Below are 24,102 nucleotides of genomic sequence, written 5' to 3'. Positions count from 1 at the left end.
TCCCAACATCAGTCCGGTCAATTTGAGGCTCAGAACACCCGCCTCATCCGATCCGGCAATCGCTTTCTCAAATATTACTTGTGTGAAGCTGCCAAGTCCCTCGTGCGTTGCGACACGGAGCATCGGCGCTACTATGACCTTAAATACAAAGAGGTCAACAAGTACCAGCACAAACGCGCGCTCGCCCTCACTGCCAGAAAATTGGTCCGGTTGGTCTTCCGGCTGCTGAAGGACAACCGTCTGTATATCCCTTCGGTTACGGCCTAACCGTACCGTTGATCGCCGCCCCGTTTTTTTGAAATTAAAGCTGGGGCTTAGGTGGTAGTCCTCCTTTTTCGATTTTTTGGTATCCATCAGCAGTCTTTCTAGGGGTTATCCGTTTTTAATCTCTTGACATATTACCGATGGACTTTTTTGTTCTGACCTGCTGTGGTCCACCAACTTTGAAATTACAATTCCTTTACGGACCTTTTTTCATAAGGTCTCGCTGTTGTCGACTTACCTATGTTCATATCGACAAAAATAAAAAAGGCTAAAGAATGCTTAAAAAACATTCTTTAGCCTTTGGTTATCCAATCGGCCTGTATGATTCAGTTTTTCCTATCCTACCACAATAAACGCCTCTTTAGCTACAAAGTCAGCGTGATATACAGTCAAAATATATGAGTAAATCATAATATACTTTAGGCGTTCCGTCAATTCCTTTTTCCATAGGAAAACCGGATATTTGTCAAAAACCACGTCAGCCGGTAGTCCCGTGAACTTCTCCGTGGCGAACCTCCACAAGCCGGTTATTGCCATCTACCATAACCACAGCAGGTGAGAAACTATGAAATTCAGCCTCACTCATCATGGCGTAGGCGATGATAATGACCTTGTCCCCCGGCTGTACCAAACGGGCTGCTGCGCCATTCAGGCAAATGACGCCCGAATCCCGGGGACCCTTGATTATATAGGTTTCCAGCCGGCTGCCGTTATTATTGTTGACGATTTGCACCTTTTCATTGGGATACATCCCGGCTGCTTCCAGCAGCGCCTCGTCAATCGTAACGCTTCCCATATACTGCAAATTAGCTTCCGTTACCGTAGCGCAATGAATTTTTGCCTTCAATGATGTTAAAAACATGCCTTAGCCTCCAAAATACAATTATCAATCAACCGGGTTTTACCGATTTTAACAGCCAGGGCCAATAGCGCCCTGCCACTTAGTCTGTCAATATCCTCCAGGCCGGGATAGCCATACAACTCGACATAGTCGATAGCGGCTAGCGGCTGTGCCGCAATTTCTTCTGTGACCAGTTCCCTCAATACCGCTACATCGCATTCTCCGGCCGCTACCGCTTGCTGCGCTCTGGCCAGACTGCGGGAAAGCACCAGCGCTGCCTGCCTTTCCTCCGCCGATAGGTACACATTGCGGGAACTTTTTGCCAAACCGTCCGCCTCCCGGACAATAGGTACCACTTCCAACGTAATATCCATATTCAAATCCTGAACCATTCGCTGCAGCACCAGTACCTGTTGGGCATCCTTCTGTCCGAAAAAGGCCTTGTCGGGCTGAACAATATGGAATAATTTATTAACTACCGTTGTCACTCCCTGGAAATGACCCGGCCGGGAACGGCCGCACAGTTTCTCCGTAATCCCCTCCACCCGGACGTACGTGCTGAAACCTGTAGGATACATTTCCGCCACCGACGGGTGAAAAATAGCAGCCACACCGGCAGCGGCGGCTTTTTCACTGTCACTGGCCAAATCACGGGGATAGGCGGCAAAATCCTCATTCGGCCCAAACTGGGTCGGATTGACAAAGATACTGGCCACAACCACATCACAGGCCGCACAGGCCTGCCGCATCAACGTGAGATGCCCCTCATGCAGGGCTCCCATGGTCGGCACCAGACCAACCGTCTTGCCGGCCGCCCAGGCCTGTCTGACAAATTGTCGCATATCTGCAATTGATTCTATAATAAGCATGCTGCACACTCCTATTAATAAAGCTTTTCCAATTCTACATCAGCGAGCTGGAAACTGTGTTCCGGCCCGGGAAACTGTTTTTCTCCAATCTCCCGGATATAGGCCGTAACCGACTCGCTAATCATTCGCTCCAGATTGGCATATTTCTTGACAAACTTCGGTGTAAAGCCTGAGCACATTCCCAATAAATCATTGATAACCAGCACTTGTCCGTCACAACCGGCACCGGCGCCAATACCAATCGTCGCAATCTGCAAAGCTTGAGTCACTTTTTGGGCCAGAGCTTCCGGAATGCATTCCATAACCAGAGCAAAAGCTCCCGCCTTTTCCAGTGCCCGTGCATCATTGAGCAGCTTTTGCGCGGCGGCCTGGCTTTTCCCCTGGACCTTAAAACCGCCCAATTGATGCACCGACTGGGGAGTAAGGCCGACATGAGCAACAACAGGGATACCGGCTCGCACAATGGCACTGACAACCTCGGCCATCTCCTCGCCGCCTTCCACTTTTACCGCCTGGGCTCCCGTCTCCTTCATAATCCGTCCGGCATTAGTCACCGCAGCCTCGACGGTCACCTGATAGGACATAAACGGCATGTCGACGACAACCAAAGCCCGTTTAGCTCCTCGGCAGACAGCCTTGCCATGGTGGATCATATCCTCCATAGTTACCGGCAGGGTAGAGTCATAGCCAAGCACCACATTGCCCAGCGAGTCACCGACCAGCAGCATATCAACACCGGCCCGGTCCAAGGTGACGGCCATACTGTAATCATAGGCTGTCAACATGGAAACGGCCTGTCCCGCCAGTTTCCGTTCCCGGATCACGCTTACTGTTATCTTTTTATCGCTCATTTTCATTCCTCCCGTTACTGTTCAACAATGTTATTAATTCGTTTCTCGCGTCCTCACTAAAACCTGCCTGTCTTTCAGCTATCTGTACGGTATACAGGCCCAAGGCCCGATATAAGAGCAATCTGTCTATATCTCCCGCCGCCTGGAGTGCCTCCATATGTCGGCGCACCGTAGCGGCATCACCGCGGCGAATCGGCCCGGTCAATGCCGGACCTGTCCCTTGGCGGCTCACATTGTCCAGCGTTCCCTTGAGTAAGGGAGCCAGCGCCTGCAGCGCCTCCCATTCCGTTAAGCCGCAACCGTCCAGCAGACGGGCCGCACAATGCAGCAGGGATACCAGATAATTAGAGGCCATACAAGCCGCCGCGTGATATCTGCCCCGCTCGCCGGCCGGAACCGTGAAGCCTACTCCCTCCAGCTCGATCACCAGGCTTGCCGCCAGCCTTGCCGCTTCCTTGCCGCCGTCAATGGCGAAATAAGTCCCGGCCGGCAGTTCCTGTTCCGGATCATCGGTAAACGACTGCAACGGATGCAGCGATCCGGTAAAGGCGCCTATTTCGGCTGCGGCGGCCAGCGGTGTTAAAGACAGTGCTCCGCTGGTATGAAAAACATATTGTCCGGCCCAGAAGCCCCGTTTTGCTGCTATGGCCTGCACAACCGGCTCTACCTGGCTGTCAGGTGTGCAAACAATGACAAGGTCAGCTTTACTGGCTATTTCCGCTCCATTTGTCGACCACGGTACCTTTAGCCTGTTGCCCAGCCGCGCGGCCGATTGTTCAGTCCGGCTACCCACTCCAACCAGAGGATATCCCCTGTCCATTAGATAAGCAGCCAATACGCTGCCCACCCTTCCGGCGCCGATCACCGCAAGGGAGGGCTTTTTTGCTACCATACTCTCTTCCCGCCTTCATTCCGCTTACGCCAACCGATCTGGAAACGGTTCAACCGACTGCTGCACAGCCGAAGCTACCGTTTTATGCATACAAAAAAACCTTTCGGAACCATCCGAAAGGCATACTTATCCCTTGCTTACCTTTCCGTCCCAGTCCCTGCGGCTCTAAGCGGTTATCGTTTTTTATTGTTAAAAATAATTGAAAAGTCTGCGCCAGTATAGCTCCCTGAGGATACCACCCGGAACAGTCTGTATAAAACCATTTTGATAATACCACAACTGACAGCTATTATGCAAGACATAGTACCTATTTGCGGAACCTTTCGAGCGTTCCGTCGACTGTCAATGCCTCCTTGCCAAACCAATCGCAAAGTTTTTCCCGCGCTTTTTGTCTCACTTCTTCATTGACATAGGCCGCGCAAACGGAAAGGGCTATGGCAAGCACCCCCAGATCATCGGCATATCCGACAAAAGGAGTCACATCCGGTATGAAGTCAATCACGGAGACGAAATAACCCAGCGCGCCATAGATGGCTGTTTTTGCCCATCTCGGCGTCTCCGGCCGCCGCGTTGTGTAATATAACAGCAATGCACTGTAGATGACTTTTTTACCGGCTTTCTTCGCCGTTTGCCGCGCCTTACTCCAAAAGGATGCCTCAGAATATTCTTGTTCATATCCCATTTTCACTGCCTCCTTATCCTAACCTTTTTCCCGCCAAGGCGCGCCGCCTCGCCTTACGATAAAATTCCTGCGAATTCTTTTACGCCTTCAAAGTAGACGAACCACTACCTCTCCAAACTTCTCATCATCCGAGCTGAAATCCTTCTTTTGCAACCAGGAGCCGTCATGCAAAAGAACCACTGTCTCATCGACCAACAGTGGCTCTTTTTAACTATAGCTATATGTATTTCCTATTTCTATTATCCCCTTTATTTAGTGGCCTATTTACACTGAAATCATAATGATTTCACTGGTCTTTTCCCCGCCATGCTCCGTTGTCGCCGGTTTACCTATGTCCGATAGGCGCGCCTTCCCCACTTCGCCTTAGGAAAAATTCCCGCTAATTCTTTTACGCTTTCAAGGCAGACGGACCACTGGTCTCCAGTTGTTTTATTTTTTCTTCAACTGAACTCCAAGACCGTTTGGCAAATACCATGGGGATCGACTTGGACTTGGCGATGCATTTCACATTCTGAGCTGTACAGTGATTAATATAGTCGGTTAGTACTAAAATGAAAGAAGTGGACTGAGGAATTTTGATCTTGTTCCGGTCGATCGGCTTACGCCCCGAAATATGGGTCAGTTCCTTGACCCCCATAGCATACAGGTTCTTCTCGATGTTTCCCAGATAATCTCCGCCAACGATAACAATCGACATATAAATCTCTCCTTTTTCTAATTAATATTGATATTCATTCTCAATTAAAGGTTTTTAAAAAATTGCAGCCTTACCCTGTGACTGCAATCTTAGTATTTCTTTCATAACACATGCTATGCAACTTATTTTCAGCGGCCAGTTGCAACAAGGCATCAACTACTACTGGATCAAACTGTGTAGCCCGGCAGCGAACAATCTCCGCCAGTGCCTCCTTCAGCGAAACCGCCCTCCGGTAGGTCCGGATGGTTGTCATGGCGTCGAACGAATCGGCCACCGCCACTATCCTGGCTTCAATCGGTATTTCCTCCCCTTGCAGCCCGTCAGGATAGCCTTTCCCGTCATAGCGCTCATGATGATAGCGGACAATATCGGCAATAGAACGAAAAGCTTGAATCCGCCCTACAATGCTGTCCCCAATGACCGGATGTTCCCTTATAAGATCAAACTCTTCCTTGGTCAGCTTCCCCTCTTTATTCAATATACTGTCAGGAATGCCGATTTTGCCAATATCATGCAAATGGGCACCAATATGTATTTTCATCTGTTCTTCCGGTGAAAAGCCAAGTTCTGCCGCCAATAACAGCGCCAACTCCGCCACCCGTTCCGAGTGCCCGCACATGCAGGAATTTTTCGCATCCAGAGCTAAGGCCAGCGCCTCCACTACTTCATGCAAATCATCCAAAGCAATCAAATGCGATCCCATAAGTTATCCTTTCTCGCAGTTAGTTAAGCCTTACTCCAGCGATTGATTCGGTATCAGGATTATAAAAAGATATACTGTTGCGTCCATTGTTCTTTGAGTAATACAGCGCCTGATCGGCATAACTATACAGCTTATCCCTGTCCCAGCAAGGGAGTGTCACCATGGTACACACACCAATAGAAACCGTTATGGAAACAACCGTTGCCGGTTCCCGGGAATCCAAAGCAAATTGACTGACTGCCAGTTTGCTTTGGATTCGCCGGGCCACTGCAATGGCTCCCTGGGAATCGGTATCCGGTAATAAAAGAGCGTATTCCTCACCGCCCACCCGGGCCGGCAAGTCCTTGTCCCGGCTGCTTTCACGAATGACTTCGGCCAGCCGCATCAAAATCCTGTCGCCGGCTTGATGCCCATAGGTATCGTTAATTGTCTTAAATCTGTCAATATCCAAAATCATCAGGGATATCGGCTTGCACCGGCATATTCTGGCAGCAAAATGCCGTTCCAGATGCTCAAAAAAGCAGCGCCGGTTAGCGATTGCCGTTAAAGGATCGGTCATGGCCATTGTCTCCATTTGCCGGCAGGCAGCTTCCAATTCAGCAGTACGTTCCTGCAGCTCCGCCTGAGCAGCTAACAGCTCCTCATTCACATTGGTAAGAAACTGATTCTGCGCACGCACTGCTTCCCGGGATTGCCGCAGGTCGTCAATCATCCGTGTAATATCCTGTTCCCGTATTTGAATGTGGCGGGCCATCCAGTTCATATCCCGCATCAACGCAAGTACGGGATCCACAGCGTCGCCTTCGGATGACTCATTGGGTACAGGCAGTAATTCCCGGTAATCTCCCCGTTTAACCCGCGAGCACAGTTGGCGCATGAGATGCAGCTTTTTGCCAACAGCCCACTCGGCGGCTATACCGGGTAAAAACAACCCCAGCAGCAAAGCAACGGCTAAGGTGCAAGCCTGCACCTCACTGAACTGTCTGTTCGTCGCCAACGCCGAGCCATGGGTCATAAAAAACATCACTGCCTGTGGCATTAACACTGCCAATAAAAACATCAAACGAAGTCTGCTTACCAAGAAGGATGCCTCCCCTGAACAACACCCGCCTGCCGCGGCCCGGGAATACTCACACTATTTTGGGGGACAACAAGAACAACCTTTGTCCGCGCTTTCACCGGAGCAGGAGCTGCTGCCGCAGCCGCAGGAACTTTTCCCCTGAAAAGTCATCCATATCTTGCGGACAACAAAACCGACGGCCCCGAACCCGATAAGCGCCAAAATGATTGTCTCCATGACGAATCCCTCCCTTATTGATCTACTTAATACCCCAGCATCAAACCGATATGATATACCGCAAACGTCACAACCCAAGCCAGGACTGTGGAATAAACGGCACTGAAGATCATCCATTTCCAGGAGTTAGTTTCCCGCTTAATAACCGAAAGAGCTGCGATACAAGGCGTATAAATCAAGACAAATACCATCAGCGCATAAGCCACCAGCGGATTAAAGGTCGGGTCGGCCTGCAATGCATCCTGCAGGGCGCCGGCATCCTTATCGTCGCCACCCACACTGTAGATGGTTCCCATCGTACTTACTACAACTTCCTTCGCGGCAAAGCCAGCCACAAGACCAACACCGATTTTCCAATCAAAGCCCAGCGGTTTAATCACTGGTTCAATCGCTTTGCCCAGTTGGCCTGCATAACTTTGGGCCAATTTTTCCCCTGTTTGTTCTTTGTCCAGTTTATCCAGTTCTTCCTGCTTTTGTTGCCCAAACTCATAGTATTGCTTCGCTACCGGATACAAATCAGGGACCTGAGCTTCCAGTTCAGCCAGTTTAGCTTCTTTTTCCTGCTGCTGAGCTTCCATTTCAGGACTTCCCTCTTCCAGCTCAGCCGTAGCCTCTTCGGTTTGTTTCTCAACATCCTCAATCTTCTGTACAGCATCGGCCAGATCCTGATTGTCTTCTAATTTTTCAATACCCAGTGGCTGATAAATCGTTTCGGCGATTTGCGCCTCAAATTGTTCTTCCACCTGTGTCTTAGCCTGATCAAAATCCTTGCTGTAAGGAACTTCGCTGGGGTAATTGCTTAAAAACCAGATAATAATTGAAACAGCCAGAATAATGGTACCCGCTTTTTTCAAATATAGTACACTGCGTTCCCACATATGAACGGCAACCCCTTTGAGGGTCGGCATATGGTAAGGAGGCATTTCCATAACAAAAGGTTCCCGTTCGCCGGCAAAAAGATACTTGCGGAAAATAACACCCATGACCACAGCGAGAACAATCCCCAGTATATAGATGGAGAACAGCACTGTTCCCGCATAGTCTTTAGCAAAGAAGGCTCCGATCAAAAGTGTATACACCGGCAAACGGGCACTACAGCTCATCAACGGTGAAATCAGGATGGTCACCATCCGGTCCCGCGGATTCTCCAGTGTACGGGCCCCCATAATGGCCGGTACGCCGCAACCAAAGCCTAATAACAGTGGAATGAAGGACTTACCGTGAAGACCAACACCGCGCATGACCCGGTCCATAACAAAAGCCGCTCTGGTCATATAGCCGGTATCTTCCAAAAGAGCAATTCCTAAAAACAATAACAAAATATTGGGCAAGAAGGTAATAACACCGCCTACGCCACCGATAATACCATCCTGGATCAAGGCTTTCAAATCGCCGTCCGCCATATGACTGCCCACGGCTTGCCCCAGCCAGGCCGTACCGTTTTCAATCCAGCCCTGTGGATAACCGCCAACCCAGAATACGAAATTAAATAATAACCACATGACACCGAAAAAGATAGGCAAGCCCAATAGTCGATGAGTAAGAATTTTATCGATTTTATCAGAGAAAGAAGCCAGTTGATTCGACCCTTTCACTTTCGTAACCGTCCGGTATAGCTCTCCGGCAAAACGGTAACGCTGTTCGGCAATGATCATTTCCAGATCGTCACCCAAGACGCCCTTAAGTTCTTCTCTAATTTGTTTAACCGAAGAACAAACAGCCACACCACCGGATACACTGCTTACTATATTGACAATGTCTTCATCATTTTCAAGCAGTTTAACCGCCAGCCAGCGAACCGGGTATTTGGCATCCACAATTGGTTCCAATGCCGTGATAATCTGACTGATTTTTTCCTCAATCTGCGTGCCGTAATGAATAGTAAATTTCCGGACCTGCTTGACATCCGCTGTGTCGACAACCGCTTTCAGCAGATCTTCTGTCCCCTGGTTCCGGTTACCAATCGTCCGCGCCACGGTTACGCCCAGTTTTTCACTTAACACCTGGTCCTGAATTTCCAGTCCCATGCTTTGCGCCACGTCGGTCATATTTAAGCCCAAAACCATCGGCCGTTCCAATTCCAACAATTGCGCCGTGAGGTACAGGTTTCTTTCCAGATTGGATGCATCAACTACATTCAAGATAATGTCCGGTTTTTCATCGATAATAACGTTTCGCGCCACCACTTCATCCAACGCATGGGCAGTCAGGCTGTAGGTACCGGGCAAATCCACAATGACCAAATCCCGGTCCAAAAACCGTCGCACCCCTTCCCGCCGTTCTACTGTCACGCCGGGATAATTCCCGATATGCTGACGCGATCCGGTAATGTTATTAAAAATTGTGGTTTTACCACAGTTAGGATTACCGGCCAAAGCCACAGTCACATTTGCTTTTTCCACACTTTCTCCTCCTGCACTTCATTAAGAAACAATCAAGATATTGATAATCATTTTCACGTACATGATATATAATTTTTATGCATCTGTCAATACACTATAAAAAGTAAAACTTTTTTGATAATTTCATTTTCATGAGTGATTTGCCGTTTATTTGTACCTGGCAACCGATTTCTTTCCGTTTTCTGTCACCTTATGCAATATCCCACATATACTGCTAAAAATGTCATTTAGCGTTACCTTGTGAAATTATTTCAAAAGAAGTTTTCAGATGAATTGTATAAATATAAGGAGGCCTTAGTTATGTTATTGGCAAAAAACGATTGTCTTTGCGATGCACTGCTGCTGGCCATATTATTTGCCCTGCTGTTTTTGACCGAATACTATTATTGCTGGTAGGACGCAATTCTACTGCTGCCTGTCCCGCGGAATTTTTCAGGAATTTTATTTCCGGGAAATTTCGGTGTGGACAGGCTTTTTCATATATTGACAAATCATACCAAACACCGATAGAATTAAGTAATAGGACGAAATAATTATCATTATCATTTATATAAAGGGGGCCGTTTTGTGCTTTTAAGTAACAAACGGGAGCGAATCAACGCTGGCCTGTTACTATCCCTGTTAGGAAATCTCGCCTCATTGCCGTTCAGCAGGCGCTATCACATCCTATTGGGTTCTTGTCTTGCCATGCTGTCGCTGTTCCATACTTGGCAGCACCGTCACCACTTTGCAGGCATGTTAAAAAAGGAGCAGGAAATGATGGGTTGGTTAAACAAATATAAAAATTATATGCAAACAAGCCGGCATTCACAATTTCTTCAATCCCTTCAGGTTCAGCACTATCTTCCCGGCAGAATCCGCCTTTACTCAAAGCATTTACTGAACAGCCAGTCTGTCGCCGCTGAACTGAACCGTCTGTTAACGGCTGCTCCGGAGCTCGCCAGCTTTTCAGTCAACACGGCAACAGGCTCCATATTGCTGCAATATACTCCCGAGAAAGTGGCTGACAGCCCCTTTCTGCAGGAATTGGAACAGTTTGCTTTGGCACATTACAGGAGGTAGTTGGAACTATGACATATTTCACTGGTTTAGCTCTGGGAATTTCCGCAGGCCGCCGTTTACACCATTTACTTAAAGACAAAGGTTTTGAGCTTCTTCACGCTTTACCGGGAAGACGGCGTTACCATCACAGTGCCTTGCTTCACAATCCCGCGCTTATCCAAACCTGGCAGCGCGCCTTGCCTTACATACCGGGGCTGAAAAAAATCGGGTTTACCGCCGAAACCGGCAATATTCTGATTGAGTACACTTGTGATTCCTCCATCATTGACCAGCTAACAGCTTATCTCGATCAAGTGCAAAAGCAGCCTTCCCCGCAGTCTGCTTACGGGCAGGTCGGCCACACCATTCGCCGCAAGGTCCGCCGCTTAAACCACAGCCTGCTGGAACACAGTAAAAAGACGCTGGACATCAGGACCGTACTGGCAATGTTTTTCCTTATCTGGGGCAGCCAGAAACTTTGGGCAACAGCCACCTACCGTCCGTCAGGCTATCAGCTTCTCTGGTGGGCTTATTCTCTAATGAAAGGACGAAACTAATGGTCTATCAATCTCTGGTCGTTCCTTTAGGCAGCAGCCTTGCCGGGCGCAATGCGGCCCTCTTGGAGGCAACCATCCGCCAGTTGCCATCCATAGCCAGTGCCTATATCGACCATACCGGAAAGCTGTTCATTCATTATGCCGGCACGTTACCGGTTCAACAATTGCAGCAAATACTGAACCGGGCTCTGCTCAGCAAACCGACACCCCGGCCGGCCCCTCAGTATGACCCGAACGAGGAATTTGCCGAATATCGTCGCGATGCCATATTATCCGGCATCGGCTTAGTCGGCTTTCAGTTGCTGCGTATGGCCTCTCCCGGTTTATTTTCCACATTGCAGCTCGCCCGGAGCGCTTATGTCCTGTTTGCCGCCCGCAAATTCATTGTGAGCGGCATCCGTAGTTTAGCCGTTGATCGCCAGCCGAACGCCGACACGCTGACTACAACGGCTGTTTTTGCTTCTATTATTGGCGGCAAACCGGAATCCAGCTTGACCTTGCTTTCCCTGTCCAATTTTGCTGAGATGCTGACCACTTATACGGCCGAACGGGCCCGTAAGCATATTTCGCAGCTTTTGCATCTGGACCAGCAGTTTGTCTGGAAAGCCGAAACAGATGGTCATGAAATCAAAGTCAGCCTGGAAAGCATTAAAGCCGGAGACCGGGTCAGCGTTCATCTGGGCGAAAAAATATGCGTAGACGGCAAAGTTATCGCCGGAGCCGCCGCCGTGGATCAATCCTCCATCACCGGTGAATATGTCCCGGCTGAAAAAACTATCGGTGATTATGTATATGCAGGAACCGTTCTGCAAAACGGTTATCTGATGATACTGGTCGAAAAGGTCGGCGACGATACCGCTTTGGCCCGTATCGTCCATATGGTTGAGGAGGCGCAGACACGCCGGGCTCCGGTCCAGAACTTCGCCGACCGGATGTCTAATATGCTGGTGCCAATATCCTTCATTGCCGCCGGTCTCGTCTACGGTATCACCAAAGACTGGCAACGCGTCCTGAATATGCTGTTTATTGACTTTTCCTGCGGTCTGAAACTCTCCACCGCCACTGCTATTTCGGCGGCAATTGGACAGGCAGCCAGCCGTGGGGTCCTGGTTAAGGGCGGCAACTATATCGAAGCTCTGGCAAGTATCGATACGGTCGTTCTCGATAAGACAGGCACTATTACGGTAGGCAAACCCCAAGTTATTGCCATTCAAACAGCCGAGCAAGTACCGGAAGAGGAGCTATTGTTACTGGCCGCTTCCGCTGAATATCATTCCGCCCATCCGCTGGCTTCCGCCATCTTAGAATATGTTTCCGATAAAGGCTGGGATATACCGCCTCATAAACATACCGAAACGATTGTCGGCCACGGCATTCGGGCGGAAATCCCTGATTTCAAGGGATTTCGCGGCGGACAGATACTAGTGGGCAGCCTCCGTTTCATGAAGGAAAACGACGTGACGATGACAGCCCTCGACTACGATTTCGCAGCCGACCACGGTTATAATCTGATCTTTGTCGCCCGGGAACAGGAGCTATTGGGCTTGCTCATTGTCAGCGATCCCATCCGCCCTACCTGGAAGAAAACAATCAATCAGTTGCGGCGTCGCGGCGTCGATGAAGTCGTGATGATTACCGGCGATACCGAGGCAGTGGCCAAACATGTAGCTTCCACCTTGGATTTGGATGCCTACCATGCCGGTGTCCTGCCGGAGGATAAGGCCACATTGGTGACCCGTTTGCAACGCCGGTCACAAGTTCTGATGATCGGTGACGGCATCAACGATGCGCCGGCCTTGGCGTTTGTCGATGTAGGCGTAGCTATGGGCGGCCGGCGTACCGATATTGCCGTGGAATCCGCCGCCATTACCATTAACTCTGAAGATCCCCTGGTGCTCTCCGAAGTGGTCTCACTTGGCAAAACGACTATGGATATTGTCCGGCAAAATTTTTCCGCTACCATTGCCGTAAATACAGCAGCTATGCTGCTCGGTGCAGTCGGGCGTACTAATCCAATGGTTTCCGCCCTGATTCATAACGCTGCTACCATTGGCGTCGTTCTTAACAGCGCCAGACTGCTGCTGCCAAAGAAGAACTCCCAATAAAAAAGCAGGTGCTTAAGGAACCGCTGCTTTTATGAGCCTGTCGGCATGACGGGAGCTTTTTTCATCTGGCAGGGAAGTAAAACTGAAAGAAAGCCTAGCTATTTTAAGGTTTTGCTGACACCGTCAGGCATACAGTGCGAATAAATCAGTGGTTCTAAGAAAGGGGGTGAAACGAATGTTCACAAGAAGCGATTTTTGGATTGGCCTGGTTGTTGGCACCATCGCCGGAGCTTTCGGCTACAAGCTGATGAGCGAACAAGCAGCCCGCAGTGCTACTCCTCTGCTGCCCATTCAACCGGGAAGCGTTCCGGCGGAACCTCCCTTGGAAGAATTACTGCGGCAAAAAGAACGTCTGGAAGATTTGATTGCTGAAAAACAGCAAGGTGCGGTAAACGGCTAACCAAACGACTTCCTATTTTATACGTATAAAAACAGCAAGGCTCTTGTCTTCTCCTATGAGAAAAACAAGAGCCTTGCTGTTTATTTAGAACATGTTTTCAGCCTGTCCGAAACGTCTCCTGGTAGTGCTTTTTATGCGTACTTCGTTAATTTTTACATGCTCTAGACGAATTAATCTTTCCGGTCATATAAAACAGCCGGCCCCTTCCGGGCCGGCTGACCTTGCAGCAATACTTGCCATTATGCCGTATAGGACAAACGCTCTTTTCCCCGGCAGATAATCTCCACCGGACAAAAACCGATCGCCAGCAGCCGCTCCACATGGGTCCGATCCTGGGCAAAGCGTTCAATAACAGCAATCGATTCCTCCGGATTGCCATAAATGCACCAATCCCGGCGGCAGGTTTCTCTTAATGAGATCATCCCCATAAAGCCCAACACATCTTTAAGGGGAATCCCCAAAAAAACCCCGATTTCATGCGGACAGCACTGGTGAAAACGCGCTTTAAGCACCGCCAGACAAGCCTCACTGCCCTGCTCTACGGGATAGCCCAGGTTTTCCAGAAAGGCCCGGTAAGCAGGCCGGTTTATGCACCACAGCAACGTATCGGGCCGATAGAACAGCACGCATTCCCTATCGGCAAAGCTGCGCAACGATAACGTCCGAACTCCGGCATCACAAAAAACGGCTTTGCCATATTCCCGCCAAAGCGAAAGAGCTTGCTGTGATTTTGTATTAATCAGTGATAAAATGGTCGACGGCTTACTGCCACACAAAGTGGGTGCCAGTTCAACTGCCAGCCAGCGCAAGAACCGGTCTTTTTTAGGCTGGTTTTGCCCGGCTATGGCAGTTGTCTCCTCTTGCATTACATTTTGCGGCATCATAACCTTCTCCTATCCCTGATTCTTATTGATTGGAAAGCAATTTACTGAGCGGCCAGCTTTTCGCCCAGGGTCCGGCACTCGGCCAAACCTTCTTCGTCCGGCGTATTATGAATAATTAACGTTCCCACGACTTTGGCCTTATGCTCCGTGATCCGCTCTTCCCATTCCCGCATCCAACGGCCATCACCCCAGTCATAAGAGCCGAAGAGAGCCAGTGCAGCCCCCTCAATCCCCTGGCCTTCCAACGCCTCCACAAAGGGATCCATGAAGCTTTCCTCCAGCACCTCGTCACCCATCGCCGGGCAACCTAATGCGATGGCATCAGCAGCCAACACTTCTTCCGGCGACGCATCCTCCACCGAAAGCAGCTTCACGGTAGCGCCTGCACTTTTCGCTCCTTCGGCGACCGCTTTCGCCATCAATTCGGTATTGCCTGTTCCACTCCAGTAAACGACTGTAACTTGCTTCATCAGAAACGCCTCCTTAAGTATTCTTATTTTTATGTACTCTTTTCACGATAACTCTTTTGGCCAGTACCTTATCTGCCATGCTTCTACCTTTTCAAGGCTGACAAGGCACTAATTCCACTCCCCAATTATGCCGTCACGGTATTCAATGGAAAGTTTACCGCCCTGTTTATCAAACTGACGCCGGATATAGACCAACAACTGGATCAAGGCCGGATGAAAAGACTGCACGGCATTCATATCCAAAAAAATACGCCGGTAGCCATAGTGCAGCCTGTCTAAAAGGTAGTTCTTTAACAGTTCCAGATGCTCCGCCAGGACATCGCCCTGTATCGTTATTCTTACTTGCTGAAAATCAGCCTTACTCCAAATCGACATCCGCTTCCCTCCTGACCATTATTGAACAGTTTTTATAACGATAATCATTATCACTATAAAAAGCAAGACCTTCCCGCCTGACACAACCAGACAAACAGTACCTATTTTTTTAGATAAGGCAGCCAATCCGGTTGTTTAATATTTTCACAAAATTACGGCGCATTAGAGCATCTTCGTAAAAGTGGCGGCACATGGTCAGCAATTGCTCACCGGTTAGTCCAATGTCCTCTTCCACCACTTCCGGAAATTCGCTGATCGCCATAATATCCCGGGCAATTTCATAAGTATCGGCATAAATGCCGATATGCAGAATTACGCCAGTTTGCTCCCAATACTCATTATGGCCAATGCAAAACCGCCGCAGTTCAGTCAGGCAGCTTTCATCATCCAACTCCCACAACAGGCTTAGGGTATCCAGCGTTCTTTCCATTACCGCCGCATGAGCCGAACCGGACTGGCGAATCTGCTCCACCAGTTCCTGCGTTGAACACATGGGAATCAGCAGTTCTTCCTCATTCTGATGCATCACATAATAAAAAGCCAGCGGCAGATAGACATACTGAACAAAACCGAGCAACGACTTTACATCGGAATAACAGGCCCAGTTATTGTCCAGCCGGTTTCTCCCATAGTCAAGGATGGTTGTGTTAATAAAAACAGCCGCATCGGCTGAGTCCAAGCTACCGACATTACTCTGCCAAAGATCTCTCTTTTGAGCCAGAGCTCCTTCCCAAAAGTGATGACTGTCATATTTGCACATAAGTCAACCTCCTTTGAAAACAAGCGGGGGATTCCCGGCTTATTTCGAGTAAAACTCAACGACCAGGATTTCATTGACTTCGATAGGAATTTCTTCCCGTTCAGGCAGGCGGGTCAACGTTCCGCTAAATGCAGTAAAGTCCTTTTGGATATAAGGAACGTCAAAAGATTTCAGTTCCAGAAAATTGCCGGTAAACATCTCATTTTCCCGTGACTTTTCCCGTAAGGCAATGCAGTCACCGATCTTAACATGGCAGGACGGAATATTAACCTTGCTGCCGTTCAGTGTAATATGTCCATGGGTAACCATTTGCCGGGCTTGCCGTATCGAATTGGCAAAGCCGATCCGGTACACCAGATTATCCAATCTGGTCTCCAAGAGCCGCAGCAAAGCGACACCGGTAATGTCTTTTCCCTTTTTCGCTTTTTCCACATAGCGGGAAAACTGTTTTTCCAGCAAACCATAATAAGCCTTTAACTTTTGTTTTTCCAATAACTGCAATCCATATTCCGAAGTCTTTTTCCGGCTTCTTGCTCCATCCTTTGTCAACCGGCTTAGTGCTTTGGGATGACCGTAAATATTGACACCCAGTTTGCGGCATAGTTTAAATCGCGGTTCTCTTCTTGTGGCCATTGCCTTTTTTCTCACTCCTTATGATTTCTTGCCTATGCCCTAGGTAACCACTGATTAATTCACACGGCGCGTTCCGACGGAGCTTTTTCCGCCTGGCTGCGTCAGCTAAACCTTGCAATAGGGGCCGCTATTCCCGCGGTTTTGCTTCTTTGCCAGACGAAAAAATCTCTCACCAGCCTGACCGATTCATTTAATCAGCGGTTACCTAGCACTAGCATTATGCATATCGTTAGTTGATAACAAATTTGATAATGATAACCGTTATCAATAATAGCATAAATGGTCGATCTTGTCAATTCCTTTCTGGCAAACTGCCAGACGTGCAAAATTTCCGGCAAGGTTCTGAAATCACTGAAATATGAAAGGCCGAAGACCTGCTTACCGGACGGTAAACAGACCTTCGGCCTTTCATATTAGTAGACAAACATTAGAACGTACCTGCAAATTATCCAAACGAAGGATACTTTTCCACAAGTCCTCATTGCTGCCGGCTTACCTGTGTTCGTCGGGAGCTGCGGCCTTGCCTTACGAAAAAGTCCCCATAATTTTTATCTGCATAATCTATTCTCTGAATTTCCTGATCTGCCACACACTAACCCCAAAAAACAACAGAAAATAGAAGATCAATACCAACAGCGATTCCCAGGCAATAGCATGTCCACCGGCAATACCGCGCAAAGCCTGGCTGGTGTGAGTCAGCGGCAACAGCTCAATCAGCCAGCGAATCCAGTCCGGGAAATGAGCGGTCGAAAAAAAGGTAGCACAGAGAAACGACATGGGCAACAGCACATAGGTTCCGAAGTTGCTCATATCCTCATGAGAATTAAGCAACATGGCCGCCACGAAACCGAGCGCGGCAAACAGCGCACAGTTCAATACCAGCACAAAAAGGAACCAACCGCTTATGGCAAACTTAGCCCCAAATACATACGACAAAAGAATAATCACCAGCGAGGAGATCAGGCCACGCAACACGCCGGACAGGATTTTCCCCGTTACAAACGAAGCTGCTCCGATCGGCGCAATCAGATATTCTTCCAGCGTCTTATGATACAGCCGGCTCATATTGAGTGGCGAACCGACCGCATTGAAACTGATCGTCATAGAGTTTAAGGCAATAATGCCCGGTACGATATAATCAAGATAATTGGTTTGCCCAACCGGAATATTACGCCCTACTCCCCAGCCGAAGGCAACTAAATACAGCATGGGCGATATCATCCGGGCAAAAATGTAACGGCCCAGACGCCGCCGCAATACAATCCAGTCACGCCAAAATACCGTCCAAATATCGACAAACATCAGCCGGTCACCTTCCTTCCGGTCAGCTCAACGAACACATCCTCCAGATTAGAATGCCGGATGGCCGCCACACAGGACAAGTTCCCGACGAACTGGGCCGCCGCTTCACGACTGGCAAAAAACTGTGTTCGCAGCGCATCGGCTTCCGTCCATTCCACAACAAACTGCCCAACCCGGTGGCACAGTTCTTTGGGACTATCCAGAGCAATGAGCTTACCTTTATCGACAATAGCTACCCGGCTGCATAAATGCTCGGCCTCCTCAATATAATGGGTGGTCAGCAGCACGGTAATTCCCTCTTCGTTCATCCGACGGATTAAATCCCATAACCGGCGCCTTACCTGCGGGTCCAGACCTACTGTCGGTTCATCCAAAAACAGTACCTGCGGCCGGTGCAGCAAGGCCCGGGCGATCATCAGACGCCGCTTCATCCCGCCGGAAAATTTACCGACCGGATCCTTGGCCCGATCGTCCAGCTCCACATATTCCAGCAGGCTTGTAATCCTTTGCCGACGTTCAGCCTTGTCCATATGGTGTAATCTGCCGTGCAGTTCAAGATTTTCCTCGGCCGTAAGCTCGTTGTCCAAATTGAAAAACTGTGGTACCACACCGATCAGCGACTTTATTTTTTGTTCATCCTCCGGCAGGGTAAAGCCGGCAATCCGTACGCTTCCGGCGGTAGCCTTGGTCAGCATGGTTAAAATGCGGATGGTCGTCGTCTTTCCCGCACCGTTGGGGCCTAAGAGACCAAAAGTCTCTCCTCTTTGAATGGTAATGGTCAGGCGGTCGATGACCGTCCGGTCGCCGAACCGCTTGACCAGTTCTTTCAGTTCTATCATGTAGTTGTGTCCACCTTACTTTCCCCAGCCTCTTTCTGTTTTGACACGCCCTGCATAACAAATAAGGGGCGCCGCCCGGTGTCCTGCAGAACTTCGGCTTCCACCTGGAACACTTCCCGCAGCACGCCGGCCGTGACCGTTGCTGCCGCCGGCCCGGCGCTCACAATCTGTCCTTCTTGCAGCACAACGGCAAAGTCGGCGTACCGTACAGCCTGGTTGATATCGTGCAGGACCATAACAACCGTCATATCAATATTTTGATTCAAGCCCGCCACCAGTTCCAGCACCTCAATCTGATGGCAAATATCCAGGTAAGTGGTCGGCTCATCCAGGAGCAGCACCTCCGGTCGCTGGGCCAGGGCCATGGCAATCCAGGCGCGCTGGCGCTCACCGCCGGACAAGGTACTAAGCAGCCGGTCGGCAAACATCATCATCCCTGTTTCCGCCAGCGACTGCTCCACAACCGACCTGTCCTCAGCCGAGCCGCCCTGCCACCAGCGCCGATGCGGAAAACGGCCATGCTCCACCAGATCCCGGACAGTAATATCCGGCGGTGACTGGGGTGACTGCGGCAATATGGCCAGACTGCGGGCCAGCTCGCCATGGGACAGGGCGGCAATATCCCTGCCTTTAAAATATATTGCCCCCTGAGTCAGGGGCAGATTCTTGGAAAATGCCTTGAGCAGCGTGCTTTTGCCAGAACCGTTAGGTCCGATGATAGCGGTCACCTTACCGGCCGGCAGCGTGACACTGACCTGTTTTAATATATCTTTCGCACCAAGCCGCACTGTGACGGCATCGGCGGCCAATATGCCCATCTACATTTCCCTCCTTAACAGGTAAAGAAAAAAGGGAGCGCCGGCGAAAGCCATGATAATGCCCACCGGAAGTTCAACCGGCGCCAGCATGATCCGGGCCAGGGTATCGCTCAGCATAACCACCCCCATACCCAATAAAGCCGATGCGGGCAGTAAAAAGCGGTAATCCGAGCCGATCAGCAGCCTGGCCGCATGCGGTACGATGAGGCCGACAAAGCCGAGCAAGCCGGCCACACTGACGGCGCTGGCAGCCAGCAGAGCGGCTACCGCCGTCATGACAGTGCGGGTCATTTCCACATCCAGCCCCAAACCACGGGCCGTATCGTCGCCCAACTGCAGCAGATTCAGCCGTGCAGCCCCCAGATAGGCCAACAAACCGCCTAACACCGTATAAGGCCAGATAACGGCCACATGGGGCCAACTGCGGGCTGATAAGCCGCCTACCATCCACATAAGCGCCCCATGTACCCGGTCACTGTAGAAAATCATCAAGGCGGAAATACCGGACCCTAAAAAGGCGGATACCGCCACCCCGGCTAAAATCATCCGCACCGGCCGGATACCGCCCTTCCAGGCCAGACTGTAGATGGCGGCGGCAGCCAGCATGGCCCCGATAAAGGCGCCCGGCGTAATCAGCGCTTCCAGTTCGGGATAGAGAATCATCACGGCCACTCCGGCCAGCCCGGCACCGGCGGAAATCCCGATAATATGAGGATCAGCCAGCGGATTGCGCATGACGGCCTGCAAAATTGCCCCTGCCACCGCCAGATTGCAACCTACCAAAGCTCCCACAATGGTGCGGGGCAGCCGGATATTCCAAATAACCTGACTGTAAGCGTCCGTGCCCTGATTGACAAGCGTACGCCATACCTCCGCCGGGCTGATGTATACGGCCCCCTTCACAATGCTGAGCAAAGCCCCGCCAAGGGCAATAACGACCAACAAGCCAAGCAGAAAAAAACGCTTGGCTTGCCTGGACCTGTTAAATCGCTCGTCTTTATCTAGAGAAATGGCTTCTCTACTGCCCATTCTGTACCGCCCCTGGATAAGCAAGTTTTGCCATATACTCAATGGCTTCCGGATATTTAAGGCCCGGATGCAACAGGAATAGTTCCTGGGGTAAATAATACACTTTATGTTGTTTAACCGCTGTCAGGCCTGCCCAAGCCGGATTGCTCTCTACATCGGCGCGCATTCTTTTTTCAATTTCTGCCGTTTGACCCATGGTGGTCACCATGATCATATCAGGATTGGCTTCCACCAACTTTTCCAGACTAAACGGAGCAGAATCGGGGTCGGCTCCCGCCATCGTTCCGGCTGCAATATTGGTTAGTTTGAGTTCCTTAGCCACGTTACCGGCAATACTATTTTCCAGTTCCACCGTAACCGATTTGGCGGTGGTATGCAAAATAGCCACCTTAACCGGCTGCTTGGGCAGGCTGCTCAGCAGCTTTTGTACCCGCCCATCCATTTGAGCGGCCACTTCTTCGCCCTTTTGCGGCGTTCCGGCAATAGCGCCGAATAATTTCAGCTTGTCCAGAATATCCTGATAGGTTTTCAATCTTACCATGATATAAGGAATATGATTGCTTTCCAACAGGGGAATAAGTTTTTCGTGAATGCCCTGATAAGCAATGACCAAATCGGGCTGCAAAGCCGCAACCTGTTCCATGTTGATATTATAGACATAACCTACTTCGGTTACCTGCTGGGCAGCGGCCGGAATGTCCCCATTCTTGGAACTGGGCCGTCCCACAGCCTTGCCGCCTACGGCATACAATACATCAAGAAAAGAAGGTGACAGCACCACAATTTTTTCCGGTTTATGCTCCAGCACTACGTCCCGGCCGCTATCGTCCTTGATGGTCAGAAAAGCTTTACCGCCGGAACTGTCCTGACTAGCCGCCGGCGCTTTGCCACAGCCGGCCAGCATTACTGCCAACAGAATAAATACTATAAACATCCGCCAAACAGACATTCTCGTTTTCAATGTAAACACCTCTCTTATTGTTGGGGCCGCTTACCCCCGGCGCGACAGGATGGTGGACAGATAGTTTATCTTTCTGCCCTTCAGGCTGTCCAGATCACAAACAACCTCTTCCTCCGGCAAACCACAGCGGCTGATCATCACCGCCTGGCCGGATAAATTATATTTGTGCAGTTTATCAACTATGTCGTTTACATTCTTATATACTTTCATAAGCACCACATTATCCGTTATGGACAAAGCCTTGTCCACCTTCTCCGGCGAAGCCGTTGCCGGAATAATGCTTAAGATATCATTGCCTTCCACCAGCGGATAACCCAGTTTGCTACCGATAGCGCAAAAGGCCGGCACGCCGGGTATAGTCTCAATCGGATAGCCACAATTCTCCAGCAAGCGGAACACATAAATATAAGTACTATAAAACATCGGATCACCCAAGGTAAGAAAAATCACTTTTTTTCCGGCTTTCAACAAATCGACAATCACATTTTTGTTGTACTCCCACGCTTCAGACAGGGTATCACTGTCCGATACCATCGGAAATACCAGTTTTACAATTTGCACATTCTCTTTTACATACGGGGCGGCGATGGAAAGGGCCACACTGTCCTCTTTTTTTTCCGTCTTCGGCGCAATAATGACATCTGCCTCCCGGATGACAGAAACTGCCTTTAAAGTTAGTAGTTCAGGATCTCCCGGGCCCACGCCAATACCATAAAATATACCTGCCATGCCTATCTCCTGCTTTCTTTGTTAAAAAATAAAAACCGGCCTAAAATCAGCCGGGAACACGCACATCTCGTGTATAATCCCCTTCCCCATCGCTCGTAGGTAAAAACGGTGACTGTCAAACAGGCAGTTCTCCTGGCTCTGGTTCATCGCTCCCTCAAACCTTCCCAGAACTCTCGTTCCAGTGGCATATTTTGAGGTTGCTCCCCATTACAGTGGCGGGACCGCGCCGGAATAAAACCGGACTTCCCTATTAAGCCGCACGGGCACCTGTTTCATCGGTATGTAGTTGCAAGCAACTTTATAGTAACATATTTCTTGGGAATAGGTCAATCGAACCGGCTAAAACTCCACCCCTTTTTGCGCCCTGATGCCCGCCTTGTAAGGATGCTTAATTTCTTTCATTTCGGTAACCAAATCGGCTGTTTCGATAATTTTCGGCCGGGCATTGCGTCCAGTCAGTACTACGTGCACCATGTCCGGTTTATGAGAAATCAGTTGCAGAGCTTCTTCTTCGCTGATCAGCTCCATACCGATGGCATAGTTAATCTCGTCCAAGATCACCATATCCCATCGACCGGAAGCCAATTCCTCGCCTGCCGCCTGCAAAGCTTCAGCCGCCGCCAGCTTATGTTCTTCCAGCATGCTTTCCGACGCGCCCCGGACAAAGCCCTCGCCCATTTGCCGAATTACCAGATTAGGACCCAGCTTTTCCGCCGCCTTTAGTTCGCCATACTCCCAGCCGCCCTTAATGAACTGCAGGATGAGTACCCGCATTCCCTGTCCCCAGGCCCGCAGCGCCATCCCTAAGGCGGCTGTCGTCTTGCCCTTGCCATTCCCTGTATGCACAATAACCAAACCCTTGTTGTTCATATTCATACTGTTACCTCAACTTGTTTTCAGCACTTACTTTTTCATTATAGCACAGAATATAACTGAATCCGGGTGTAACTTTATTTGCGCAAATTAAATATGACGTCCCGCGTTGAGTAACTCACAAACGCCTGTCCGGTGCTGCGATACTTGGCTGGAGTAAAGCGCCATCTTTTCACCCCGGCCACTGCCGCCGCATCTAAATCGGTGTAGCCGCTGGAAACCGCCACTTCTACCGTTCCCGGCAAACCATCGGTTAAAATTTGAATCCGTACCTTCACTGTGCCTTGCCGTCCTTCCTCGCGAGCTGCCATTGGATAGGGCGGCTCGGGTGAAAAAATGATGCTGGGTGGAATAATCCCTCCCGGCGGGGCAGAACCGGAGCCCTGACCTGCACCGCTGCTGCTGCCTGCACCGCTGCCCGATCCACTGCCCTGGCCGGCCCCTGTGCCAGTTCCGCTATCGCCACCAGTTCCACTGCCACTGGTATAACCGGTGGAATCCCCCTGGCTGCCGCTCACTCCGTCCGTCGGACGAACCTCTCTCGTCACTCTTCGCGGTGATGGGTTAGATAAATCGGCTTGATAGGCTTCGCTGACACGGCCTTCGTCCGGCGAAAACTCATCGCTATCGGCCATTTGCTCCAGAGACCCCAGAGCCATACCTCCGCCACCGCCGCCTTCCTCAGCCAGTTCCAATTCCAGATAAGGCTCCGGTTCAGCTTCCTTTGCCTGCGTCAGAGGAAACAGCCAGCTAAACACAGCAAACACCAGGCCATGGAACAGCAAAGACGCAAGCGCTGCCTTCCGGCCCCGGGTTAATGTAAGCACT

Annotated in this window: 28 protein-coding genes and 1 riboswitch; of the genes, 5 read left to right on the top strand and 23 right to left on the bottom strand. The window is 50.1% G+C overall.

All coding sequences use genetic code 11. The features are described 5' to 3' along the window. The first annotated feature begins 45 nt into the window (after positions 1-45). Positions 46-267, top strand: coding sequence for a hypothetical protein (locus BMW43_RS15000; protein WP_245732505.1), 222 nt, complete (start codon positions 46-48; stop codon positions 265-267). Between the two features lie 475 nt (positions 268-742). On the opposite strand, the gene panD is transcribed toward BMW43_RS15000, so the two are convergent. The 10 genes from panD to feoB all read right to left on the bottom strand — a co-directional run bounded on the left by panD (position 743) and on the right by feoB (position 9,498). Continuing rightward, positions 743-1,126, bottom strand: a complete 384-nt coding sequence (panD, locus tag BMW43_RS14995; protein WP_091749315.1) for an aspartate 1-decarboxylase — start codon at positions 1,124-1,126, stop codon at positions 743-745. Further along, complete coding sequence (gene panC / locus BMW43_RS14990) at positions 1,117-1,974, bottom strand: pantoate--beta-alanine ligase (protein ID WP_091749312.1); 858 nt, start codon at positions 1,972-1,974, stop codon at positions 1,117-1,119. Before panC ends, panD begins: the two co-directional genes overlap by 10 nt. A gap of 14 nt (positions 1,975-1,988) precedes the next feature. Then, positions 1,989-2,825 carry a 3-methyl-2-oxobutanoate hydroxymethyltransferase gene (panB, locus tag BMW43_RS14985; protein WP_091749309.1) on the bottom strand — a complete coding sequence of 279 codons (837 nt, stop codon included), beginning with the start codon at positions 2,823-2,825 and terminating at the stop codon, positions 1,989-1,991. Further along, the gene (locus tag BMW43_RS14980) at positions 2,815-3,717 is read right to left on the bottom strand and encodes a Rossmann-like and DUF2520 domain-containing protein (protein ID WP_091749306.1); all 903 of its coding nucleotides are present in this window, start codon (positions 3,715-3,717) and stop codon (positions 2,815-2,817) included. Before BMW43_RS14980 ends, panB begins: the two co-directional genes overlap by 11 nt. Before the next feature lie 307 nt (positions 3,718-4,024). Then, positions 4,025-4,399: a YkvA family protein gene (locus tag BMW43_RS14975; RefSeq protein ID WP_091749303.1), complete on the bottom strand. Its 375-nt coding sequence runs from the start codon at positions 4,397-4,399 to the stop codon at positions 4,025-4,027. 388 nt (positions 4,400-4,787) lie between these two features. Beyond that, the gene (locus BMW43_RS14970) at positions 4,788-5,096 is read right to left on the bottom strand and encodes a DUF2325 domain-containing protein (protein WP_091749300.1); all 309 of its coding nucleotides are present in this window, start codon (positions 5,094-5,096) and stop codon (positions 4,788-4,790) included. Between the two features lie 70 nt (positions 5,097-5,166). Then, entirely contained in the window at positions 5,167-5,799 is a 633-nt protein-coding gene (locus tag BMW43_RS14965) for an HD-GYP domain-containing protein (protein WP_091749297.1), read from the bottom strand. Between the two features lie 19 nt (positions 5,800-5,818). Then, the gene (locus BMW43_RS14960; protein WP_143050633.1) at positions 5,819-6,880 is read right to left on the bottom strand and encodes a GGDEF domain-containing protein; all 1,062 of its coding nucleotides are present in this window, start codon (positions 6,878-6,880) and stop codon (positions 5,819-5,821) included. 54 nt (positions 6,881-6,934) lie between these two features. Further along, the gene (locus BMW43_RS20920) at positions 6,935-7,096 is read right to left on the bottom strand and encodes a FeoB-associated Cys-rich membrane protein (RefSeq protein WP_143050632.1); all 162 of its coding nucleotides are present in this window, start codon (positions 7,094-7,096) and stop codon (positions 6,935-6,937) included. A gap of 26 nt (positions 7,097-7,122) precedes the next feature. Beyond that, positions 7,123-9,498 carry a ferrous iron transport protein B gene (gene feoB, locus BMW43_RS14955; protein WP_091749292.1) on the bottom strand — a complete coding sequence of 792 codons (2,376 nt, stop codon included), beginning with the start codon at positions 9,496-9,498 and terminating at the stop codon, positions 7,123-7,125. Positions 9,499-10,065: 567 nt separating this feature from the next. Between feoB and BMW43_RS14950 the strand changes: the two genes are divergently transcribed. The 4 genes from BMW43_RS14950 to BMW43_RS14935 all read left to right on the top strand — a co-directional run bounded on the left by BMW43_RS14950 (position 10,066) and on the right by BMW43_RS14935 (position 13,601). Further along, positions 10,066-10,560 (top strand): HMA2 domain-containing protein, encoded by a 495-nt coding sequence (locus BMW43_RS14950; RefSeq protein WP_143050631.1) that lies wholly within the window; start codon positions 10,066-10,068, stop codon positions 10,558-10,560. Between the two features lie 8 nt (positions 10,561-10,568). Next, a complete protein-coding gene (locus BMW43_RS14945; protein ID WP_091749286.1) occupies positions 10,569-11,096 on the top strand; it encodes an HMA2 domain-containing protein in 528 nt (175 codons plus the stop codon). Continuing rightward, positions 11,096-13,201: a heavy metal translocating P-type ATPase gene (locus BMW43_RS14940; RefSeq protein WP_091749283.1), complete on the top strand. Its 2,106-nt coding sequence runs from the start codon at positions 11,096-11,098 to the stop codon at positions 13,199-13,201. The genes BMW43_RS14945 and BMW43_RS14940 overlap by 1 nt, the downstream gene beginning before the upstream one ends. Positions 13,202-13,376: 175 nt before the next feature. Continuing rightward, positions 13,377-13,601, top strand: coding sequence for a 50S ribosomal protein L9 (locus BMW43_RS14935; protein WP_091749280.1), 225 nt, complete (start codon positions 13,377-13,379; stop codon positions 13,599-13,601). Positions 13,602-13,840: 239 nt separating this feature from the next. Here the strand turns inward: BMW43_RS14935 and BMW43_RS14930 are convergent, their stop codons facing one another. The 13 genes from BMW43_RS14930 to BMW43_RS14870 form a co-directional block, all read right to left on the bottom strand. Continuing rightward, positions 13,841-14,485 carry a DUF3793 family protein gene (locus BMW43_RS14930; protein ID WP_091749277.1) on the bottom strand — a complete coding sequence of 215 codons (645 nt, stop codon included), beginning with the start codon at positions 14,483-14,485 and terminating at the stop codon, positions 13,841-13,843. Positions 14,486-14,526: 41 nt separating this feature from the next. Beyond that, a complete protein-coding gene (locus BMW43_RS14925; RefSeq protein ID WP_091749275.1) occupies positions 14,527-14,955 on the bottom strand; it encodes a flavodoxin in 429 nt (142 codons plus the stop codon). Positions 14,956-15,063: 108 nt separating this feature from the next. Beyond that, positions 15,064-15,330: an STAS domain-containing protein gene (locus tag BMW43_RS14920; RefSeq protein WP_091749272.1), complete on the bottom strand. Its 267-nt coding sequence runs from the start codon at positions 15,328-15,330 to the stop codon at positions 15,064-15,066. 109 nt (positions 15,331-15,439) lie between these two features. Continuing rightward, positions 15,440-16,090: a hypothetical protein gene (locus tag BMW43_RS14915; RefSeq protein ID WP_091749269.1), complete on the bottom strand. Its 651-nt coding sequence runs from the start codon at positions 16,088-16,090 to the stop codon at positions 15,440-15,442. 39 nt (positions 16,091-16,129) lie between these two features. Then, positions 16,130-16,723, bottom strand: a complete 594-nt coding sequence (gene rpsD, locus BMW43_RS14910) for a 30S ribosomal protein S4 (RefSeq protein ID WP_091749266.1) — start codon at positions 16,721-16,723, stop codon at positions 16,130-16,132. Positions 16,724-17,284: 561 nt separating this feature from the next. Continuing rightward, positions 17,285-18,025 carry an ABC transporter permease gene (locus tag BMW43_RS14905; RefSeq protein WP_091749263.1) on the bottom strand — a complete coding sequence of 247 codons (741 nt, stop codon included), beginning with the start codon at positions 18,023-18,025 and terminating at the stop codon, positions 17,285-17,287. Next, the gene (locus BMW43_RS14900; RefSeq protein WP_091749260.1) at positions 18,025-18,864 is read right to left on the bottom strand and encodes an ABC transporter ATP-binding protein; all 840 of its coding nucleotides are present in this window, start codon (positions 18,862-18,864) and stop codon (positions 18,025-18,027) included. Before BMW43_RS14900 ends, BMW43_RS14905 begins: the two co-directional genes overlap by 1 nt. After that, entirely contained in the window at positions 18,861-19,682 is an 822-nt protein-coding gene (locus BMW43_RS14895; RefSeq protein WP_091749257.1) for an ABC transporter ATP-binding protein, read from the bottom strand. The genes BMW43_RS14900 and BMW43_RS14895 overlap by 4 nt, the downstream gene beginning before the upstream one ends. Beyond that, positions 19,683-20,711 carry a FecCD family ABC transporter permease gene (locus BMW43_RS14890; RefSeq protein ID WP_091749254.1) on the bottom strand — a complete coding sequence of 343 codons (1,029 nt, stop codon included), beginning with the start codon at positions 20,709-20,711 and terminating at the stop codon, positions 19,683-19,685. It lies immediately after the preceding gene. Further along, on the bottom strand, positions 20,701-21,672 hold the full coding sequence (locus BMW43_RS14885; RefSeq protein WP_245732504.1) for an ABC transporter substrate-binding protein: 972 nt from the start codon (positions 21,670-21,672) through the stop codon (positions 20,701-20,703). Before BMW43_RS14885 ends, BMW43_RS14890 begins: the two co-directional genes overlap by 11 nt. Positions 21,673-21,702: 30 nt before the next feature. Beyond that, positions 21,703-22,401, bottom strand: a complete 699-nt coding sequence (gene cobI / locus BMW43_RS14880) for a precorrin-2 C(20)-methyltransferase (protein ID WP_091749251.1) — start codon at positions 22,399-22,401, stop codon at positions 21,703-21,705. A gap of 105 nt (positions 22,402-22,506) precedes the next feature. After that, a riboswitch (cobalamin riboswitch) is annotated at positions 22,507-22,687 on the bottom strand. Between the two features lie 53 nt (positions 22,688-22,740). Further along, a complete protein-coding gene (gene cobO, locus BMW43_RS14875; RefSeq protein WP_091749323.1) occupies positions 22,741-23,271 on the bottom strand; it encodes a cob(I)yrinic acid a,c-diamide adenosyltransferase in 531 nt (176 codons plus the stop codon). 80 nt (positions 23,272-23,351) lie between these two features. Then, positions 23,352-24,101, bottom strand: a complete 750-nt coding sequence (locus BMW43_RS14870; RefSeq protein WP_143050630.1) for an energy transducer TonB — start codon at positions 24,099-24,101, stop codon at positions 23,352-23,354. Between the last annotated feature and the right edge of the window lies 1 nt (position 24,102).

The sequence above is a fragment of the Propionispora vibrioides genome, assembly GCF_900110485.1.
In the GTDB taxonomy this organism is placed as follows: Bacteria; Bacillota; Negativicutes; order Propionisporales; family Propionisporaceae; genus Propionispora; species Propionispora vibrioides.
The sequence above is the reverse complement of the archived record's forward strand: the minus strand, read 5'-3'. Positions and strand labels throughout refer to the sequence as shown.

Bases quoted from the DNA above. Each gene is read 5' to 3' on its own strand.
- panD (WP_091749315.1), bottom strand. From the start codon at position 1,126: ATGTTTTTAACATCATTGAAGGCAAAAATTCATTGCGCTACGGTAACG.
- panC (WP_091749312.1), bottom strand. From the start codon at position 1,974: ATGCTTATTATAGAATCAATTGCAGATATGCGACAATTTGTCAGACAG.
- panB (WP_091749309.1), bottom strand. From the start codon at position 2,825: ATGAGCGATAAAAAGATAACAGTAAGCGTGATCCGGGAACGGAAACTG.
- BMW43_RS14980 (WP_091749306.1), bottom strand. From the start codon at position 3,717: ATGGTAGCAAAAAAGCCCTCCCTTGCGGTGATCGGCGCCGGAAGGGTG.
- BMW43_RS14975 (WP_091749303.1), bottom strand. From the start codon at position 4,399: ATGGGATATGAACAAGAATATTCTGAGGCATCCTTTTGGAGTAAGGCG.
- BMW43_RS14970 (WP_091749300.1), bottom strand. From the start codon at position 5,096: ATGTCGATTGTTATCGTTGGCGGAGATTATCTGGGAAACATCGAGAAG.
- BMW43_RS14965 (WP_091749297.1), bottom strand. From the start codon at position 5,799: ATGGGATCGCATTTGATTGCTTTGGATGATTTGCATGAAGTAGTGGAG.
- BMW43_RS20920 (WP_143050632.1), bottom strand. From the start codon at position 7,096: ATGGAGACAATCATTTTGGCGCTTATCGGGTTCGGGGCCGTCGGTTTT.
- BMW43_RS14945 (WP_091749286.1), top strand. From the start codon at position 10,569: ATGACATATTTCACTGGTTTAGCTCTGGGAATTTCCGCAGGCCGCCGT.
- BMW43_RS14940 (WP_091749283.1), top strand. From the start codon at position 11,096: ATGGTCTATCAATCTCTGGTCGTTCCTTTAGGCAGCAGCCTTGCCGGG.
- BMW43_RS14935 (WP_091749280.1), top strand. From the start codon at position 13,377: ATGTTCACAAGAAGCGATTTTTGGATTGGCCTGGTTGTTGGCACCATC.
- BMW43_RS14930 (WP_091749277.1), bottom strand. From the start codon at position 14,485: ATGATGCCGCAAAATGTAATGCAAGAGGAGACAACTGCCATAGCCGGG.
- BMW43_RS14925 (WP_091749275.1), bottom strand. From the start codon at position 14,955: ATGAAGCAAGTTACAGTCGTTTACTGGAGTGGAACAGGCAATACCGAA.
- BMW43_RS14920 (WP_091749272.1), bottom strand. From the start codon at position 15,330: ATGTCGATTTGGAGTAAGGCTGATTTTCAGCAAGTAAGAATAACGATA.
- BMW43_RS14915 (WP_091749269.1), bottom strand. From the start codon at position 16,090: ATGTGCAAATATGACAGTCATCACTTTTGGGAAGGAGCTCTGGCTCAA.
- rpsD (WP_091749266.1), bottom strand. From the start codon at position 16,723: ATGGCCACAAGAAGAGAACCGCGATTTAAACTATGCCGCAAACTGGGT.
- BMW43_RS14905 (WP_091749263.1), bottom strand. From the start codon at position 18,025: ATGTTTGTCGATATTTGGACGGTATTTTGGCGTGACTGGATTGTATTG.
- BMW43_RS14900 (WP_091749260.1), bottom strand. From the start codon at position 18,864: ATGATAGAACTGAAAGAACTGGTCAAGCGGTTCGGCGACCGGACGGTC.
- BMW43_RS14895 (WP_091749257.1), bottom strand. From the start codon at position 19,682: ATGGGCATATTGGCCGCCGATGCCGTCACAGTGCGGCTTGGTGCGAAA.
- BMW43_RS14890 (WP_091749254.1), bottom strand. From the start codon at position 20,711: ATGGGCAGTAGAGAAGCCATTTCTCTAGATAAAGACGAGCGATTTAAC.
- cobI (WP_091749251.1), bottom strand. From the start codon at position 22,401: ATGGCAGGTATATTTTATGGTATTGGCGTGGGCCCGGGAGATCCTGAA.
- cobO (WP_091749323.1), bottom strand. From the start codon at position 23,271: ATGAACAACAAGGGTTTGGTTATTGTGCATACAGGGAATGGCAAGGGC.